This window comes from Embleya scabrispora DSM 41855, assembly GCF_000372745.1.
GTDB classification, from domain to species: Bacteria; Actinomycetota; Actinomycetes; order Streptomycetales; family Streptomycetaceae; genus Embleya; species Embleya scabrispora.
This window is the reverse complement of sequence record NZ_KB889670.1, coordinates 30,417-49,347: the sequence shown is the minus strand read 5'-3', so window position 1 is coordinate 49,347 and position 18,931 is coordinate 30,417. Positions and strand designations below refer to the sequence as shown.

Here is an 18,931-nt window from a genome sequence, read left to right as displayed (position 1 = left end):
GCGACCGTCTTCCGGAGCAAGCCGCACCTGTTCCACCGCGCGTAGACCTGCCCAGGCCCGCGGGGACACCGCCAGAACGTGCCGGCGTCCCCGCCACGCCCGGATCAAGCGCCCCGCGCCCCGGGCCCGGCGTCGGGCGAACGGGCGCCCGAAGGCGTCACGGGTCATCGTCCAGGGCTCGCCCGCGTGCTCGCCGAGACCGCGTCCGGACCGCGCGGGCGGGACGGTGCCGTCCCACCCGGCCGCGGCGGGACCGACCCGACGCCGGCGGAGCGGCGCCGCGACGGGCAGGCCATTGGGGCTCCCTCCCACCAAGCGTGGCCACTGCATCGAGATGACGTCCACGCTTCGGATTCCGGATCGCACGCCGCTGCTCCCGTTGTTTTCGTGCGCCGCGAGGCAGAATCGAAGAAGAGCGCCCTTCACCCGCTTCGAGCCATATTCACGTCCGAGCGAGCGCCGAACACATAGGGCACTCGCGAGGAGGTTGCGATGCGCAGAGCAGGTGCCGTCACGGACGGCCGCAGCCGGTTCGTGGCCGATCGCGGCCTGGTCGCCCGCATGCTCGTGACGATGTTCGTGCTCGGCCTGTTGTACGTCGTGTTCGTCGGTGTGCTCGTGGTGGCCCTGGGCCGCATGTGGCCGCTCGCGGTGATCCTGGTCGGCAGCGTGTTCATCGCCCAGTTCTGGTTCAGCGACCGCATCGCCCTGTTCGCGATGGGCGCCCGTGAGGTCACCCCCGAACAGGCTCCCGAACTGCACGGCGCCATCGATCGCCTGTGCGCGCTGGCAGACATGCCCAAGCCCAAGGTGGCGATTGCGGACAGCGACGTACCCAACGCGTTCGCGGCCGGCCGCAACAGCAAGAACATCGTCGTGTGCGCAACCACCGGCCTGGTGCGGCGCCTGGAGCCCGCAGAGCTCGAAGGCGTCGTGGCCCACGAGTTGTCGCACGTCGCGCACAGGGACGTCGTGGTGATGACGATCGCGTCGTTCCTGGGCGTACTGGCCGGCCTGCTGACCCGGTTCGGCATCCAGTTCGGCCTGTTCGGCGGCTTCAACCGGCGCGGCAACGACCAGAACACGGCGGTGGTGATGCTCATCGTCACAGCGGCGAGCGTGGTCGTGTACACACTCAGCTTCGTGCTGATCCGCACCCTGTCCCGCTACCGCGAACTGTCGGCGGACCGCTCGGCGGCGTTCCTCACCGGCCGGCCCTCCGCCCTCGCCTCGGCGTTGACCAAGGTCAGCGGTCAGATGGCAAAGATCCCCACCCGCGATCTACGCAAGGCCGAACCGTTCAACGCGTTCTTCTTCGCGCCGGCGATCGCCGGCAAGGAGAGCCTGGCGAACATCCTCGCCACGCACCCCACCCTGGAACGGCGCTTGGAGCAGCTCGCCCGCATCTCCGCTGAACTGGGTCGGGCCGCCTGATGGGCTTCCTCGACATCCTCCTCGGCCGCGACAAGCCCGTCCGGCCCGACTTGGACCAACTCTTCGGGCTGCCGTCGGCGGCGATCACCCTCCAAGCCGCGGCCGGGTTCACCCCCACCGGCAGCGGCTCGGTGTGCTTCGCGTCGGTCGAGGGTGGCGCGTTCGACACGGTGCGCGACGACGTGAAGCAATTGTTGGGCGACCTTACCCAGACCCGCGACGCGTATGGGTACACGTGGCTGGTCGGGTGCGGTGCCCCCGACGACATCGGCTCGCTGGTCACCGACCTGCACGCGGTCAACTCTGCCTTGGAGGGTTCCGGCTTCGGTCCGCAACTGCTGTGCTCCCTGGTGGCGTTCCACCACGACGACGGCCGCAGCCTGGCGTTGGTCTACCTGTACAAGCGTGGCACTTTCTATCCCTTCGCACCGGTCCCCGGCGCGCACGACAAACGCGACAGCGCCCTGGAGCTCGAAGTGTCGGCGGCCCTACGAGACGACCTGCGCGTGGAGAAGGACCTGTCTCGGTGGTTCCCGGTATGGGGGGCACCCGGCCTCTAGCGCGCCGCGCCGCGCCGCGCCCCGCTGTCCGTGTTCCCACCACGCCCCGACGCACCATCGGACGTGATCCGAGCCACACCGTGTCACAGATTCCCTCCGCTCCGCGCCCTGTGTGCGAAACCCCGAGCAAATGAAGCAGAGACCATGACGAAGCACAGCGGCGGCCGGATCGAAGTCATCGTGATCGGCGGCGGATGCGCCGGAGTCCTCGCGGCCAATCGCCCGACCAGCCGCGACGACGTGGCCGTGACCCTCGTCAACCCGCGCCCGACCTTCGTCGAGCGCCTGCGCCTGCACCAGTTGGTGGCCGCCCGGGCGCGCGCCTGAAGGAGTTCGTCGTCTCCCACACCATCAAGCAGCTCGCCGACGAGGCGCACAAGCCCGGCGCACGCGTCCTGAAGGCCAAGGACGACGCCCGGCAGCAGCGCGTACAAGCTCACCCACATCGCCGCCGCCACACCACTCACCCCGAACTGACACCGGAACCGCCGCGCCCCCGCCCCGAAAACGAGAATGGGACGGGGCCGCGGCCGTCATCAATGCGGGCTGTGCCCCGCGACGGAGACCAGGGAACGACTCCGACCGCGGCAACGCGCGGCCGGAGCCGTTCCTGTGCGTCCGCCAGGCACCGCCGGCCTGTTGCTCCGACGGTTGACGCAACAACTCGCCGCAGAGCCACACCCCCGAGAATGAGTCTCCGAAGATCAACTTGTTGCCCCCGCGCAACGTGTCGTTGTGCGTTCCCGGCGCAGCCGGGCCGGGTCGACTTCGGTCACGGCCGTCTTCCCGTCCAGCTCGTAACCCTTCGCGTACGCCGCGGCGAAGGCTTCCTCGCCCAGCGCGGCCCACCCCCGGCGGGTGAGGTCGCGAACCTGCCGATCGGTGCGGTCGTGAGCGCCGCGCAGTCGGGCGGCGGCGCCGAGCAGAACGGCGGCCTCCCGATGCCGCCCGTGCGCCTCGGCGAGCGCGGCCACGTTCACCGCCACCAGTGACAGGATCGGCAGGTCCCGGGTCTCCAGCGCCGCCGTGTACGCCTTCGTCAGCGCCCCCTCCGCGCCGGCCGGATCGCCCGTCTCCAGGCAGAGCGAGGCTCGTGCGCTACCGACCAGCGTCCGCGCGTGGTCACCGGGGAACGGGGTGTCGCCGTGCAGACCGCGTTCGGCTTTGTCGAGCAGTTCCCGCGCCCGGTCCAGGTCGCCGAGTCGCAGCCGGAAGACGGCCTCCCACGCGTCGACCAGGAACTGCATCCCCGGCGAGTTCGCGCGCAGCGCCCGCTCCCGGGCCGAGTCGATCATCGCGACCACCAGGTCGGTCTCGCCGCGCCGCAGGTGCAGGTCGATCCAGCGCAGGTCACCGAACACCTCGTCGTCGAGGCCGAGCGAGCCGAACTCACCTGCCGGCGACCGGGCCTCGCGCAGGTCGGCCAGCGCGCCGTCGAGATCGTCGTCGTACTGCCGCAACCGGGCGCGCATCGGCAGCGCGTTGGCCAAGCCCCAACGGTCGCCGACCCGCCGGAAGCAGGTCAGGGCCGCCTCCGTGTCGGTGCGCATCCTGTCGAGCTCACCCGCGTTCTCGGCCGACTGGGCGCGGAACATGTGGGCCAGGCCGGACAGCCATACGTCGTCGCCGTCGGCCAGGCGCTCGATGATCGCGGGCACTGTCTTCTCCCCTCCCAGGAACGCGAGCGGTAGCGCGGTCAGTGCGCCGTACGGACCGGGCAACTCCGGGTACGCGAGCAGCCGGTCGGCCGACTCGCGGATCTCGGCCCGGTCGGCCGCCGCCTCCTCGGCGGTCGTCCCAGGCCGGGTGCCGACCCGGTTGAGCAGATGGATCGTGTGGGCGCAGTCGCGGTCCGGCGTCGGCTTGCCGCCGGGCACCGCCAATGCCTCGCCCAGCCAGTGGGCCGCGTCGAGGCGCCGGCCGAACATCTCCCAATACCAGGTCAGGTTCAGGGCGAGGGCAACCGCGCCGGGGGCGTCGCCGGTGTCGCACCGGCGGCGCAGGGCGGCCAGCGTGTTGTCGTACTCGGCACTGATGACTCGCACGGCCGCCGACTGGCCGGGCCCGCGCAACTGCGGGTCGTACCGGGCCATCAGCTCGGCGAAGTAGCCGGCGGCCAGGTCGCGAACGGTGCCGAGGTCGCCCGTCTCGGCCAGGCGCCCGGTGCCGTACTCGCGCAGCGACTCCAGCATGCGGTAGCGCCCCGGGGCGGACGTGAGCTGCAGCAGCGACCGGTCGACCAGGCCGGCGAGCAGTTCGGGAACCTCGGCGACCCGCACCGCGGTGCCGGCGCAGACCGCGATGGCCGAGGCCGGCGTGACTCCGCCGGCCAGGATCGAGACGCGTTCGGCGACCGTACGCTCGTGCTCGCTCAGCAGATCCCAGCTCCAGGCGATCACTGCGCGCAGCGTGCGGTGCCGGGGCGGCGCGGTGCGGCTGCCGGTGGTGAGCAGCCGGAACCGGTCGGAGAGACCGTCGGCGAGCTCGAGCAGCGACAGCGTCCGCAGCCGGGCCGCGGCCAGTTCGAGGGCCAGCGGCATCCCATCCAGGCTGCGGACCACTCGCCGGACCTCGGGCAGCGTCGTCTCGTCGACCTCGAAGCCGGGGCGCACGGCCGCGGCCCGCTCGGTGAACAGGCTTACCGACGCCGCCTGCCGGGCCTGTGCGACGGCGTCGTCCGGGCCGGGCAGTGCGAGTGGGCCGAGCGGTACGAGCGCCTCGCCGTCGGTCGCGAGGGGTTCGCGGCTGGTGGCGAGCACGCGCAGCCCCGAACATCGGGACAGCAGTGGCGCGACCAGGTGGGCCACCGCGTCGATCAGATGCTCGCAGTTGTCGACGAGCAACAGGATCTCTCGGCCGCCGAGTTGACCGACGAGTACGTCCACCTCGTCGCCCTCGGCCCGCGTCCGGGCCTCGAACATCGCGCCGCCGCGCATCCCGATCCCGGCGAGCAGGGCCGCGCCGAGCTTGGCCGGCTCGGTGACCGAGGCGAGGTCGATCAGCCGGGCGCCGTCGCGGTATTCGTGGCGGAGGCGGCGGGCGGCCTCGACGGCGAGCCGGGTCTTGCCGGCGCCGCCGGGACCGAGCACGGTGACCAAGCGCCCGGCGGCGAGCAGCGTGTCGATCCGGGCGAGGTCGTCATCGCGCCCGATGAAGCTGGTCAGCGGCGCGGGCAGATTGCCCGACCCGGTCCGCTCGGCGTCCGGGGCGGGCCGCTCGGCGCGCAGCAGGCGCAGGTGACGCTCGCGCAGGGCGGCGCCCGGATCGGCGCCGAGGACGTCGGCCAGGGTTTCCCGGACTCGCTCGTACAGCGCAAGGGCCTCGGCCTGGCGACCCTGGGCGGCGAGCGCGTCCATCAGCAGCGCGGCCGCCCGCTCGTGGACCGGGTACTCGGCGAGCAGGGCGGTCAGGCGGGCGGCGGCCACGTCGGCACGGCCCAGGGCCAGCTCGGCGTCGGCGAGGTCGGCGACGGCCTCGATCGAGGCGTGCGCCAGCCGGGCCGCGGCGGCGGGGGCCACCGCGGCGACGACCGTGGGTTCGGCACCGGGAGGGTCCCTCCACAGCGCCAGGGCTTCGCCGAGCACAGCCGCAGCGGCATTCGGGTCGCCGGCGCGCAGACGGTCACGGCCGGCGGCGGCGAGCTGCTCGAACCGCAGCGCGTCCACGTCGGCCGCGTCCACGTCCAGCCGGTAGCCGCCCGCGAGGTGCGCGACGTCGCCGGCCGAACCGAGGGCCCGGCGCAGCCGCGAGACGAGGGCCTGCAGGGCATGGGCGGCGCCGGCCGGCGGGTCCTCGGCCCAGATCCCGTCGACCAGGACGCCCTGCACGACCGGGCGACCCCCGACGAGCGCCAGCCGTACGACCAGACCCTGCAACCGCGCACCCGAAACGGGCAGCGCGACGTCACCGCGAGACACCCGAAAGGCGCCGAGCAGCCTGACGCGAAGCCGCGCACCCCGATCCATCCCCCGATCCTCGCGCGCGCACCCCGGAGTCCCCAAATCAGGGCAGCGCCCTGGCTTTTCCGGGAGTGTCGGCGCGCCATGCGTGCCGCCGTCAACGCCGTGTGCGCCGCTGTCGGCACCGCGTGTGCCCCGTGTGAGCGGCCCGGGTCAGCATTCGAGTGCCCGACATTCCAGAGGTGACCGCCGGAGCTCACCGGGCGGCCTCGATCCCGAAGGAGCCACCAGCATGAACAACCCTGTCACGATCATCGGCGCAGGACTCGGCGGCCTCGTCCTGGCCCGCGTCCTGCACGTGCACGGCATCCCGGCCACGGTCTACGAGGCCGAACCCTCCCCGACCGCGCGCACCCAGGGCGGAATGCTCGACATCCACGACTACAACGGGCAGCTCGCCCTCGAAGCGGCCGATCTGATGGACGAGTTCCACGCCATCGTTCTGGAGGGCCGCCAGTCGATGCGGGTCCTCGACAGGGACGGAACCGTCCTGCTCGACAAAACCGACGACGGCACGGGCGGACGCCCCGAGGTGCAGCGCGGCGAGCTGCGACGGATCCTGCTCGACTCACTCCCGGCCGGCACCGTCCGGTGGAAGCACAAGGTCGCCGGCACCCGTGCTCTCGGCGAGGGGCGTTACGAGGTGACATTCGCCGACGGCGGCAGCATCGCCACCGGCCTGCTGGTCGGCGCGGACGGCGCGTGGTCACGGGTCCGGCCGCTGCTCTGCACCGCCACACCCGAGTACGCCGGCACGTCGTTCGTCGAGACCTACCTGTTCGACGCCGACACCCGGCACCCAGCCGCCGCGAAAGCGGTCGGCGGCGGGTCGATGATCGCGCCCTCGCCGGGCAAGGAGATCTTCGCTCACCGGGAAACCGGCGACACCCTGCACACCTACGTGGCGCTTACCAAGCCGCAGGACTGGTTCGCCGCCATCGATTTCACCGATGCCGCCGCGGCCACCGCCCGGATCGCGCGGGAGTTCGACGGCTGGGCACCGGAGCTCACCGCGCTGATCACCGACGGCGACACCGCGCCGGTCCTGCGCCCCCACTACGCTCTGCCGACCGGTCACCGGTGGAACCGGGTGCCGGGGGTGACCCTGCTCGGCGACGCCGCCCACCTGACGGCCCCGAACGGCGAAGGCGCCAACCTGGCCATGCTCGACGGCGCCGAACTCGGCAAGGCCATCGCCGCGCACCCCGACGACATCGAGGCCGCGCTCACCGAGTACGAGCAGGCCATGTTCCTCCGCCCCACCGAGGACGCCACTTTCGAAGGTGTCGAGGTCGAGGCGGTCGACTCCGACGACAACACAGCCCACGGCCTGATCGGCCTGATCACCCGAGGCGAGCAGACCTCCTGAGGGAACCGCACAACACCGGCGAGCACGGGGCCGGTGTGCGCCGGTCGGGCGTCGGTGAGCAGTGCGCGGACCCGGGAGCCCGCGCCGTCGGCGCCGACCGGCAGGTCACACGTCGCGCTGTTGCCGTCGGTGAGACGAGGCAACCTCACCAAAGCGCACGGTGACGGTTCCCGAGCGCGGGTGACACCGCAGGCCGGGCACTGCGCCTGCCGCGTGCGAGAGGAGGCATCGCGAAGTGCTCGCTCGTACGGCCCGGCCGTCCGCTCACCTGCGGATGACCGGGCCGTACGGGAGTTGACATCGGACGAATCATCAACTCCTGTGCTCATGCACCGTGTTGGTCTCCTGGATCTTCTTCCAGGACCTCGGCTCCGGCGCCACGTCCGCCGTGGCACCACTCAGTGCCGGACCCGACTTCGCCAGGCTCGGCGCCGCCGCGCCGGCCGACCCCACCGCGGGCTTCGCCGCCGTGAACAGCCAGGTGTTCAACAGCTCGCCCAGCGGCTTGCCGGAGATCCGCTCCGCGTACGCCTGGAAGTCCTGGATGGTGGCGTTGCCGTACTTGCGCTCGGTCGGCCACCCCTGCAGAATCCGGAAGAACTTCTCGTCCCCGACGGCGTTGCGCAGCGCCTGCACCGCGACCGCGCCCCGGTCGTAGACCGCACCGGCGAATTGATGGTCCGCGCCCGGGTCGCCCGGCTTGATGGTCCAGAACTCGTGGTCGGCCGGGTAGAGGTTGTAGACGTAGTCGGCCAACTCCTGGGTCGTGCCCTCGTTCTCGTGCTCGGACCACAGCCACTGCGAGTACCGGGCGAAGCCCTCGTTGAGCCAGATGTCGCTCCAACGCTGCACGGACACGCTGTCCCCGTACCACTGATGGGCCAACTCGTGCACCACGACGGAGGTGTTGGAGCCCCGGGAGAACTGCGCGGGGCTGTAGAAGATCTGCCCCTGGGTCTCCAGCGCGTACCCGGTGGGCACGTTGGGCACATAGCCGCCGACCGTGCCGAACGGATACGCGCCGAAGTAGCCGCTCAGCCAATCGACCAGTTCGCCGGTCCGCTCGACACTGGCCTGCGCCGCACCGGCGTTGTCGCCGAGGTCCTTGCTGTACGCGGTGATGACGGGCAGCCCGCCCGGGGTGGTGTCCGCGCGGATGTCGAACCTGCCGATCGCCAGCGTGGCCAGATAGGTGGCCTGCGGCTTGGTCTGCCGGTAGTTGTAGCGGGTCCAGCCGGCCCGCGAGCTCTGGGTCGAGGTGCCGTTGCTGATCACCTGGGTACCGTCGGGCACCAACACGGAAACGTCGAAGGTGGCCTTGTCGGTCGGGTGGTCGTTGCTCGGGTACCACCAGGCCGCGCTCTCCGGCTCGTTGGCGGCGACCCCGCCGTCGGGGGTGCGCAGCCAGGCCGACTGGCCGCCGCGCTCGACCTCGCCGGGCCTGTCGGCGTAGCGGACGACGACGGTGATCGGGCTGCCCTTGGTGATCACCCGGGCGGGGGTGATCTCCAGCTCATGCTCACCGGTGCCGGCGAACTTGGCGGTGCGCCCGTTGACCAGCACCTCCTTCACCTCGAGCACGAAGTCGAGGTTGAAGCGGGTGAGGTCCTGGGCGGCGGTGGCCAGGATGGTGGTGGTGCCCGCTAACTCGTCGGTGGCGGGCTGATACTTGAGCCGGATGTCGTAGTGCGAGACGTCATAGCCGCCGTTGCCGGCGTTCGGGTAATAGGGGTCGCCGATGCCCGCCGCTCCTGGGCCGCCCTGAGCGGCGGAGGCGGGGACGGACAGGAGCAGGGCGAGCGCGCCGGCAGCGACAGAGACGATCGGCCTCTTGCGCACAGTGGTCCTCCACAGGGTCACCGGGACAACGGGTCGGATCGATCCTTGTCCCAATGGACCCTGTCCTACGCCCGAACACCCGGATGTTCACAAGAAGGCAAGCCGAAATGGCGGCACTGCCACCTCGTCACGCACCGCCGCCCCATGACCCCATGACCCCATGACCCCTTGACCCCTTGACCCCTTGGCCTCGGCCCCGTCGGCCTCGGTGCACTCCACACCGCGACGCAGGGCTGGAGCATCCCGCTCATGGCGCTCATCGGCTTGCTCGTCGTCCCGCAGATGTGGGCCGGCGCGCTCGCGAGCCGTGAACGCCACGTCCTTGCCGGCCACGGCTGAGAATGGAGCGGGTGACGGCGCCGGCCCGGGTCGGGGCCGTCGAGGAGCACCACCGCCCCGACCTGGCCGGAATCGTGGGAGACCGCCTGGTCGAGTCCCCTATGGGCTGAGGGTCACTGGTCGGTCGGCGGCGGCCACGGCCTCCACGACGGACAGCACCGTGGGGGTGTCGAGGATGCGGTTCAGCCGCAGGCCGGCTTCGGCGAAAAGGGCCGCGAACTCCGACGCGCTGCGCTCCCGGCCGGCCAGCGAGGCCATCATCATCAGGTCCAGCGCCTTGGCCTGGTGCCGGGCGTCGCCGGGCGCGATGACGGCGTCCATGACCAGGACCCGGCCGCCGGGGGCCATCGCGCGGCGGCAGTTGCGCAGCAGGGTGACGCAGTGCTCGTCGTCCCAGTCGTGGGTGATCCGCTTCATCATGTAGACATCGGCGCCGTCGGGGACGGAGGCGAAGAAGTCGCCCTCGGCCGGCCGCCAGCGCCCCGCGAGGTCCGGGGAGTCCAAGCGGTGGCCGGCCAGGACGTGTTCCCGGTCGTAGAGCACGCCGTGCAATCCGGGCCGGCCGCGCAGGACGGCCCGGAGCAGACCGCCGTGGCCGCCGCCGACGTCGACCACCACGCCGTGCTCGGGGAAGTCGTACGCGTCGGCGATGGGTTGGTCCTCCGGGTCGGACATGGCCGCCATGCCGTCGTGGAAGACGGCGGCCGTGGCGGCGTCCCGGGCGAAGTGGTCGAAGAACGGCATCCCGAAGATCGCGTCGAAGGCCGACCCGCCCTCGCGCAGGCAACGGTCCATCTCGCCGGCCGGCAGCCACATGGTGCGGTCGGTGAGCATCAGGACGGCGGACCGGACGGACAGCGGGGCGTCGGTGCGCAGCGCGCTGCCCGCGGCGGTGAGCCGGAAGGCCCCGGTACCGTCCTCGGCGAACAGGCCCCGGGTGGCCAGCAGTCGCAAAACCCGGTGAAGGTACGCCGGGTCCGTGCCGGTCGGGCCGGCCAGCTCGGCCGGAGTGCGCGGGCCGTCGGCCAGGTGGTCGGCCACCCCGACGACGGCGGCCGCCCGGAGCGCGGCCGGGTACAAGTAGGCGAGCGCCTCGTCGATCAGGTACGCCGCCGAGGCGCGGTCGTCCGCGTCGGCGGCGTCGGCCGGTTGGGGCTGGACATCACTCACCGGATGATCTCCTCGTCGTGGCAGTGGCAGTGCTGTCACCTCATCGTGGCAGTCGGTATACGGCGCGGATGCGGATTCCTCGCTTTCCGTCGAGCCGGTGACCGCGCGCGGCGGCCCGGCCGGCCACGCCGCGGTGGTCGCACGCACCCTGGAAGCCGGCCGTCGGCGTGGGTTCCGGTGCGCAATGGCCCGCCGCGGGCTGACGTGAGAGAGGACGGGATCGGTGTGAAACTGGGCACGGAAGAGGTGATCCCCCTGTCGGACACATCGCGCACGCCATCCGGTCCCGACACCGCCATCGACGAGAGTCGGCTGGAAGAGCTGATCATCGAGGCGCAGACCGCCCTGCCGGTCGAACTGCCCGCCTTGGCGAACCGCTGCGCCTGCGCCCTCGGCCTGGACACCGCGTTGGTCTACCTCGTCGACCTGCAACAACAGCTGCTCATCCCACTCGACGAGGCCTTGGAGACGCTGCCGGTGGACCGCTCGCCGGCCGGCTGGGCGTACCGCACGGTCTCCCCGCAGGTGGTCGAGGCCGACGACGGCTTGATCCTCTGGATGCCTCTGATCGATGGTGCGGAGCGGCTGGGCGTGCTGGCGGTGCGGACCGCCTCCCTCGACGGGGTGCGGATGCGCCGCAGTCGGATGCTGGCCCATCTGTTCGCCATGCTGATCACCTCCAAGCGCGCCTACAGCGACTGGCTCGCCGCCCGCACCCGCACTGCGACCATGCGGTTGCCCGCCGAGATGCTGCGAGCCTTCCTGCCACCCCGCACCATCGGCAGCAGCAGGTGCGTATCGACCGCGGTCCTGGAACCGGCGTACGAGGTCGCGGGCGACGCCTTCGACCACTCGGTGGTCAAGAACGTCCTGCACACCATGATCCTCGACGCCATGGGTCACGATCTGAACGCGGGCCTGACCACGTCGGTCGCCATGGCGGCGGCGCGCAACGCCCGCCGGCACGGCGCCGACCTGGCCGACATTGTCGGCTCGGTCGACCAGGCGCTCGCCCGGTGGCTGCCCGACTACTTCTGCACCGGTGTGCTGTGTCGGCTCGACGCCGAGACCGGGGTGTTGCGCTGGGTCAATTGCGGTCACCCTCCACCGCTGCTGATCCGTGCCGAGCGGGTGCTCGCCGGGGCGCTGGACAGCCCCCCACAGCCACCGATCGGCCTGGCCGGTCCACTCGCTCTGGTAGGCCGCCAAGTCCACGAGGTGGCCCTGGAGCTGGGCGATTGTGTCCTGCTCTACACCGACGGCGTCGTGGAGGCTCGCGACGCGGACGGTGCGGAGTTCGGCCTTGACCGGTTCACCGACTTCATCATCCGCTCCTCCTCCGCCGGACAGCGCCCGGCCGAGGTGCTGCGGCTGCTCATCCACGCCATCCTCGATTACCAGCGCAACCAATTGCGCGACGACGCGACCATCCTGCTCTTCGAATGGAACCCGCAGCACCGATGACGCGGTATCGCGCCGAGCCTCGCCCGCTGTTCCGGCGCTCCGTGTTCGGCCGGATCGAGTACTCGGTCGGCATCTCCCGCCCTGGGGCGTCCGCGGACGTGACCGCACCCGATCCGGCAGGCGGCGCCTCCGATACAGGCGCATCCTGGATCCATGGATCTCGACATGGCCATCGAGCGCTACGTAACCCTCGCGGAAGCGGAACGGCGCGCCGAAAACGACTTCCTCTCGGCCTATGAAGCGGTGCCCAAGCCTGTGCACAACCAAGGTGCCGCGTTGCACGACAGGCTCGACGCGATGCTCGACGCCCGCGCACGAACGACGGAAGCCTTGTCTCGGGCCGAGGAATTGTCACGGTCGACGCGCCGGGCGATCCACCGGCCGTGACCTGGCGCCGGGTTGACGTGGTTCGATTCGATCGACAACCTGCTCCCTTCCGGTGCCCCAGTGTTGCGAAACGGCCTGCTCACACGCTTCGGCGACCGGCGCTTCCCGGGCGGCATCGCCGGCTGCGAGGTCACCGGAACCGGCCACGGAAACCACCGCCGAGAACCCTGAGCGGGTCGCCTTGGGTCCGGCAGGTCACCGTCGCCCACCTGCGCCACGTCACCGGCGTCGACAGCAGCGACCGGGAAGCGGCCCAAACCACCCTCGCCGGCGGTTCCCACCCGCTGGGGCGACTGGAATCGAAGCGACCCACCCTCGTCGGAACCGTCCCGGAGAACAATGGGATTGCCGCCGCTTCCCCACCGCTCCCACCTGCGCCCGCTCGGTTGGCGAGGAGTTCGCACTCGACACCGCTCTGCTCCGGCCTTTTCCTTCAGAAGGTTTCGGCCAAGCAGCAGTACGAACAAATACCTCTAAATTAATATATAAACCTGAATGTGATATTTTTACATATAATGAAGAGGCGATATCGGCGCAGGGAACCGAGCCGTACACGGATCCGACGGGAAGGCGGGGCCGACGGTGGATCTTGCCAGTCGCACGAGCCGCGGAAGCAGTGCGGAGAAGGCGCGAACCGACAGGTTGTGCCTGCTTGCGGCGTTGGACGACCAAGCGACGGACACCGACGTACTGACTGCTGCGGTGCAGCACGCGACCGCAGCGCTCGGTGGGTTCGGCGCCATGGGACACCTGAGCGCGAGCGCCTCTCAGGGCTTGCACTTGGTCGCGAGCGGCGGACTGCCCCGAGCTGTCACCCGCAACTGGGAGGACATCCGCATCACCGATTCGGTGGCTCCGGCGCGAGCCTTCCGGACCGGCGAATTCGCCTACGAGTCCACCGCGAACCGCCCGGCACGCAACCCGACGGATCCACCTCACCCGTCGCCGGCCGCGGACGTCTCGGCGCGCTCCGCGATGGCGGCCGTACCGCTGTCCGGACCGGACGGACCACTCGGCGTCCTGTCGGTGCTGCTACCGGTGGCCGGCGCGCCCTCCGCCGAGCAACAAACGTTTCTCGAGGAGGTGGCCCGGTGGGCGGCGGAACGGCTGCGCCTGGCCCCTCCCACACCGGACGGCGTGTCCCGGGCTTTGCTGGGAACGCCACCGGACCGCGCCCCTGGACAGGGAGCCGGTGAGACCTCGACCGAATTCAAGTTCGAATTCGATGTGCAGGCGAACGAGGTTGTCCTCGACGAGCGGTTGCTCGACGCCATCGGCATCGAGCGAGGCACATTCGACGGGCGGCTCGCGACCTTTGACGACTACGTCCATCCCGACGACCTTCCCTGGGTGGTGGGAGAGGTCGAACAAGCACTCAGGACCCGTGGCCGAGCGGACAGCGAGTACCGGGTCCGCCGTTCGGACGGGACGTATGCGTGGGTGCGCTTCCGCGGCCGGGCGGTCTCGCGCCAAGGCAGCAAGCCGACCCGTCTGGTCGGCACCATGTCGTACACCACGGAGACCCATGCCGCGCTGGAGTCGGTGGGGCGTGCCCTGGCACACATGAGTGACGGCTTTCTGTCCGTGGACCGCGACGGGCGGATCGGATTCGTCAACGTGGCCGCCGAGCGTCTGTTCGGCCGACCGCGCGACCTGGTGGGACGGTCGCTGTGGGAGGTCTCCATCGTCCGGAAGGTGCCCTGGCTGGAGGAGCGCTCCCGCCGAGCCGTCACCGCGGGGGTGCCCGACGGGTTCGAGGTGCCGTGGCCGGGTACCGATCGCTGGTGCCACCTACGACTGGTCCCCGTCGCCGATGGACTCACCATCTACATCACGGATGTCACCGAAAGACGCCTGCGCGAGGCGGAAGGCGCCGCTGCCGAGCGCGCCGCCGCCGAGCGCGCCGCCTTCGTGGCCCGGCTGACCCGAGCGCTCGCCGAGGCGGCTACCACCCGGGACGTGACCGCCGCCGTAGTCGAGAGCGTCCTTCCTCCTCTGCACGCCACCGGACTGGTCATTCTCGCCCTGGAAAACGACCGACTGGACCTCGTCGGCTCCGTCGGCTACGCGCCGGCGCTCCTCGATCGCCTCCACGGCATGCCGGTCGTCGCCGCCACACCTGTGGAAGAGGTTCTGCGCACCCACGCACTGATGTTCATCGAATCACCCGACGACCTCACCGCTCGCTATCCCGGGCCGGCGGACTTCCCGATTGCCGAAGGGAAGAAGGCGTGGGCCTTCCTTCCGTTGATCGTCTCGGGCCGCGAGATCGGTGTCGTCGTCGTTTCCTTCGACCAGCCGCGGCACCTCACCGAGGACGAACGCACCCTGCTGACCGTGTTCAGCGGCCTGCTTGCCCACGCGCTGGAGCGGGCCCGCCAGTACGACGTGGCCACGACTCGTGCGCGTGACCTCCAGCGTGCCCTCCTGCCCCGTGTCCTGCCCGCGCTTCCCGCGGTCACCGCCGCCGCCCGCTACCTGCCTGCCGGACATGGTGCAGACGTCGGTGGCGACTGGTACGACATCATTCCGCTGTCCGGCGACCGTGTGGCCATGGTCATCGGCGACGTCATGGGCCACGGCATGCCCGAGGCCGCCACCATGGGCCGCCTGCGCACCGCCGTGCGCACCCTCTCCGACCTCGAACTGCCTCCGGACGACGTCCTCGCCCGGCTCAACGACATCGTCGGCGAACTCGGGGATGAATCCTTCGTCACCTGCCTGTACGGCGTCTACGACCCGACCACCCAGATCCTCACCTATGCCAACGCCGGCCATCTCCCGCCCGTGGTCGCCCGCCCCGACGGCGTCGTGTCCCTGCTGACATTCGATCCCGACCCGCCACTCGGGATCGCCGCCCCGCCCTTCGGCGTCCACGATGTCCCCCTGCCCGACGGCAGTTTCCTCGTTCTCTACACCGACGGTCTCGTGGAGACCCCGGGCCACAACATCGACGAGGGCCTGCGTCACCTCACCGAGACCATCAGCGCCGCTCTTGCCGACCGCGATGGGCCGGCCGGGGAACCCGACCCGCTGTGCGACGCCGTCACCACAGCCCTGCTGCCGGCACACCGCCGCACCACTGATGACACCGCCCTCCTCATCGCCCGCGCCCGCTCCCTCCCGTCGAATGACATCGCCGCCTGGGCTCTCCCCGAAGACCCCACGGCCGCGGGCCAGGCCCGGCGGCATGTCCACGAGCAGTTCCGGATCTGGTGTCTGGACGCGGAACTGGAAATGGCCACCGAACTCATCGTCAGCGAACTCGTCGGCAATGTCATCCGCCACGCGACGGGTCCGATCCAGCTGCGCCTGCTGCGCAGCCGCACCCTCATCTGCGAGGTCACCGACGGCAGTCTGACCACGCCTCATATCCGACATGCCCGCGTGACGGACGAAGGTGGTCGCGGCCTCCAACTCATCGCCGCCATGGCCCAGCGATGGGGCACTCGCTACACGCTCACCGGCAAATGCATCTGGACCGAACAAGCACTCGGCGGATGAGCGTCGATGCCCCCGGAAGCTGACGATCGACACCATCCCACCTGAGTGGCGGTGTCCGAGGCGGGACGAGTGGGTCAGGGGGCGACCAGCTCGGCGCGGAGTCTGCCGAGGATGCGGCTGATCAGCCGGGAGACGTGCATCTGGGACAGGCCCAGGCGTTCGCCGATCCGGGCCTGGGTCATCTCCTGGCCGAAGCGCATGGACACGATGTCGCGTTCGCGTTCGGGGAGAGCGGCGATGGCGGGTTTGAGGACGTGCAGGTTCTCGACCATGTCGAAGCCCGGGTCCACGAACGACGCCCGGGCGCTGTAGGAACGGCCGGGGCCGTCGTCGCCGCCGGCGGGGGTGTCCAACGATGCGGCGGTGTAGCCGGCGGACGCGGTCAGCCCTTCGACGACCTCTTCGACGCTGGTCCCGGTGAGGGTGGCGAGTTCGGCCGTGGTGGGTTCGGCGACCCGACTCCGATGGGGGGACGCCATCGGAGTCGGGCCACGACGGGCGGGCACCGGCGGGTCAGCCGGAGAAGACCTGGGTGTTCTGCGCGGCCGCGATCCGCCAGCGGCCGTTGTCCTTGGCGAGGACGTACATCGGGCGGCCTTCCGGCTGGTCCTCGAGGGGCTGCCCGTCGAGGGTGACCGGCCGCTGGCGGACGTTGACCGCAGCGATGTCCGGGCGGACGAACAGGATCCGCACGACCTCGTAGGTGGCCGTCGACTGCTTCGTCGCGCCGGGCAGCACCCGGCGCGTGAAGGCGTCGATCTCGTCCCAGCCGGACAGCCGCTTGCCGTGCCCGGTCGTCCACACCGGGTGCTGCGTGCGGAAGTTGCTCATGAACGCGTCGACGAGCTCGTTCTGCTGCGCGTGCTGGACGCCGGCCACGAAGCGGACGATGGCCTCGACGTCGGCCTGCTGCCCGTCCGCCGCACCGAACACCTCGATGCCGTCCGTGTCCACCTGCGGGTACGAGAGTTCGCGCACGTCGGCGACCGCTCCCGCGCGCCGCGGCAGCCAGCCGAGGCTTTCGCGCGCCGCGTCCCCGCTCACGGTCTGGTCGAGGGCGAGCGCGTCGGCGAACGGGGCACCGAGCTCGGCGCGGGCGTCCTCCAGGGGCCACGACCGCGGCTCGCCGTCGACCCCGGCCGCCGCTCCCGCCGCCGCCGCGAGGTCGCGTACCGGGACCGCGGATTCGGCGACACCGTGCCACAGGCTGCCGGCGGGCGCCTTCTCGACGGTGGCGACGAACAGGTCGGCCAGGTCGTCCACGTGCACCATCGGCCAGTGCACGGCCTCCTTGCCGATGTACGTCGGAGTCCCGTGCTTGCGAGCGAGGTCGACGAGCAGTGCGGGTATGCCGCCGCCGTTTCCGTGCACGATGCCCGGGCGGATCACCGTTGCCCGCACGCCGACCTCGGCGGTGTCGAGCACCTGGCGCTCGATTGCCGGGCGGTATCCGACGATCGGCACCGGGTTGACCGGGGCGTTCTCGTCGGCGGCGGCCGGGCCGGTGGCGCCGAGGACCCATACGCCGCTCGCGTACACGAACGCGCGCCCGGTGCCCCGCAGCGGATCGGTGAGCGCGGTGACCGCCGCGGCGTCCACCGTGGCGTCGCCGGTCGGGGGCGCGAGGTTGACGACGGCGTCGATGTCGGGGGTGACCGCGCGGGTGAGTGAGGCGGGGTCGGCCAGGTCTCCGACGCGCTGTTCGTGTCCGGCGTCCTGGCGGTCGGCGGCACGTACCAGCGCGACCACACGGTGACCGGCGTCGGCCAGGTGCGCGGAGACGGCGGAGCCGATGTAGCCGGAGGCGCCGATGAGAAGGACCTTCACGGGGATCACCCTTTCGCGGAAGCGCGAGCGCTGCGCTTGAGCGCTGGTCGAAAACTTCGATGTCGAAATATTAGACACTGAGCTGCCGTGATGTCAAAAACTTCGATGTCGAAGTGTTAATCTCGTGGCAATGTCGGTTCGACGGCCGGTCGAGCGAGGCAGGGCCCCACGAGGGAGGACACATGGCGGCAACCCCACCGGGCGACGGCGTGGACGCGATCATCCGGCAGTGGCGGCAGGTCCGGCCCGACCTCGACTGCTCGCCGATGGCCGTGATCGGCCGCGTGTCGCGTGCGTCCCGCCTGCTGGAGCGGGCCCTCAAAGAGCACTTCGCGCAGTACGGCGTCGAGCCGTGGGAGTTCGACGTCCTCGCGACGCTCTACCGCTCGGGCCCGCCGTACACCCTCAGCGCGGGAGAGCTCAGCGCGGCCGCGATGGTCAGCTCGGCGGCGCTCACCAACCGCATCGACCGGCTCGTCGACAAGGGCTTCGTCGACCGCGAAGTCGACCCCGCCCACCGGCGCCGCGTCCTCATCTCCCTCACCGACGCGGGCATCCGCGCCACCGACGACCTCGTGGGACACCACTTGGCGAACGAGGAACGCCTCCTCGCCGGCCTGGCCCCCGCCGAGCGCAAACAATTCGTGCGGCTCCTCCGCACCCTGCTGATCTCCCTCGGCGACCAACCGCAGACACCGACGACGGACTGAGGCGACCCGCGCGGCGGAAGCCGGGGGCGGTGCCGGGCGGGCCGCCGTCGGCGGGTTCCGGGGCAACCGACGCTCGGGGGCGCCACGTTCATGGCGGAGCACGGCCGTGCGCGCTCCGGCTTCACCGGAACGTGCGGCCGTACGTGGTGGGCGCGTTCATGATCTATGTCGTCTTGTCGATGCGATCGATTGTGAAATCTGACGCATCGTCATATCGTCACGCCGGTCGAACGGAATGATCGACTCCGGTGGGGACACCGGGTGTGCTCGAACACGCACGCATACGGGCACTGGACGCACGGATCGACGGATCGCACGGAGTTCAGGGGTGAGACACGTGGACCAGGAGCTGCCCGAACCGGCCGCGCA

Annotated in this window: 12 protein-coding genes and 1 pseudogene; 8 read left to right on the top strand and 5 right to left on the bottom strand. The window is 70.9% G+C overall.

The genetic code is table 11. From position 1 onward, the window contains the following. The first annotated feature begins 492 nt into the window (after positions 1-492). The 3 genes and pseudogenes from htpX to A3IC_RS0122900 form a co-directional block, all read left to right on the top strand. Entirely contained in the window at positions 493-1,434 is a 942-nt protein-coding gene (htpX, locus tag A3IC_RS0122910; RefSeq protein ID WP_020552395.1) for a zinc metalloprotease HtpX, read from the top strand. After that, positions 1,434-1,994 carry a PspA-associated protein PspAB gene (gene pspAB, locus A3IC_RS0122905; RefSeq protein WP_020552394.1) on the top strand — a complete coding sequence of 187 codons (561 nt, stop codon included), beginning with the start codon at positions 1,434-1,436 and terminating at the stop codon, positions 1,992-1,994. The genes htpX and pspAB overlap by 1 nt, the downstream gene beginning before the upstream one ends. Positions 1,995-2,138: 144 nt before the next feature. Further along, a pseudogene (locus tag A3IC_RS0122900) lies at positions 2,139-2,300 on the top strand (oxidoreductase); the annotation flags it as partial. A 398-nt stretch (positions 2,301-2,698) separates the two neighbouring features. On the opposite strand, the gene A3IC_RS0122895 reads toward A3IC_RS0122900, so the two are convergent. Then, complete coding sequence (locus tag A3IC_RS0122895; protein ID WP_020552392.1) at positions 2,699-5,959, bottom strand: ATP-binding protein; 3,261 nt, start codon at positions 5,957-5,959, stop codon at positions 2,699-2,701. 226 nt (positions 5,960-6,185) lie between these two features. On the opposite strand from A3IC_RS0122895, the gene A3IC_RS0122890 reads away from it, so the two are divergent. Then, on the top strand, positions 6,186-7,322 hold the full coding sequence (locus A3IC_RS0122890) for an FAD-dependent oxidoreductase (protein ID WP_020552391.1): 1,137 nt from the start codon (positions 6,186-6,188) through the stop codon (positions 7,320-7,322). A gap of 312 nt (positions 7,323-7,634) precedes the next feature. On the opposite strand, the gene A3IC_RS0122885 is transcribed toward A3IC_RS0122890, so the two are convergent. Both A3IC_RS0122885 and A3IC_RS0122870 read right to left on the bottom strand, forming a co-directional pair. Continuing rightward, on the bottom strand, positions 7,635-9,161 hold the full coding sequence (locus A3IC_RS0122885) for a M1 family metallopeptidase (RefSeq protein WP_026218605.1): 1,527 nt from the start codon (positions 9,159-9,161) through the stop codon (positions 7,635-7,637). Between the two features lie 438 nt (positions 9,162-9,599). Continuing rightward, complete coding sequence (locus A3IC_RS0122870; RefSeq protein WP_020552388.1) at positions 9,600-10,670, bottom strand: methyltransferase; 1,071 nt, start codon at positions 10,668-10,670, stop codon at positions 9,600-9,602. A gap of 255 nt (positions 10,671-10,925) precedes the next feature. Between A3IC_RS0122870 and A3IC_RS0122865 the strand changes: the two genes are divergently transcribed. From A3IC_RS0122865 to A3IC_RS56010, 3 genes are all read left to right on the top strand, one after another. Next, positions 10,926-12,134, top strand: a complete 1,209-nt coding sequence (locus tag A3IC_RS0122865) for a PP2C family protein-serine/threonine phosphatase (protein WP_026218604.1) — start codon at positions 10,926-10,928, stop codon at positions 12,132-12,134. Positions 12,135-12,287: 153 nt separating this feature from the next. Beyond that, the gene (locus tag A3IC_RS0122860) at positions 12,288-12,521 is read left to right on the top strand and encodes a hypothetical protein (protein WP_020552386.1); all 234 of its coding nucleotides are present in this window, start codon (positions 12,288-12,290) and stop codon (positions 12,519-12,521) included. A gap of 660 nt (positions 12,522-13,181) precedes the next feature. Beyond that, positions 13,182-16,025 carry a SpoIIE family protein phosphatase gene (locus A3IC_RS56010; RefSeq protein ID WP_020552384.1) on the top strand — a complete coding sequence of 948 codons (2,844 nt, stop codon included), beginning with the start codon at positions 13,182-13,184 and terminating at the stop codon, positions 16,023-16,025. A 74-nt stretch (positions 16,026-16,099) separates the two neighbouring features. Here A3IC_RS56010 and A3IC_RS56005 read toward each other — a convergent pair whose 3' ends face one another. Beyond that, a complete protein-coding gene (locus A3IC_RS56005; RefSeq protein WP_020552383.1) occupies positions 16,100-16,504 on the bottom strand; it encodes a sigma-70 family RNA polymerase sigma factor in 405 nt (134 codons plus the stop codon). 34 nt (positions 16,505-16,538) lie between these two features. Next, entirely contained in the window at positions 16,539-17,852 is a 1,314-nt protein-coding gene (locus tag A3IC_RS0122840; RefSeq protein WP_040877045.1) for an SgcJ/EcaC family oxidoreductase, read from the bottom strand. Between the two features lie 182 nt (positions 17,853-18,034). On the opposite strand from A3IC_RS0122840, the gene A3IC_RS0122835 reads away from it, so the two are divergent. Then, on the top strand, positions 18,035-18,562 hold the full coding sequence (locus A3IC_RS0122835) for a MarR family winged helix-turn-helix transcriptional regulator (RefSeq protein ID WP_020552381.1): 528 nt from the start codon (positions 18,035-18,037) through the stop codon (positions 18,560-18,562). Positions 18,563-18,931 lie beyond the last annotated feature (369 nt).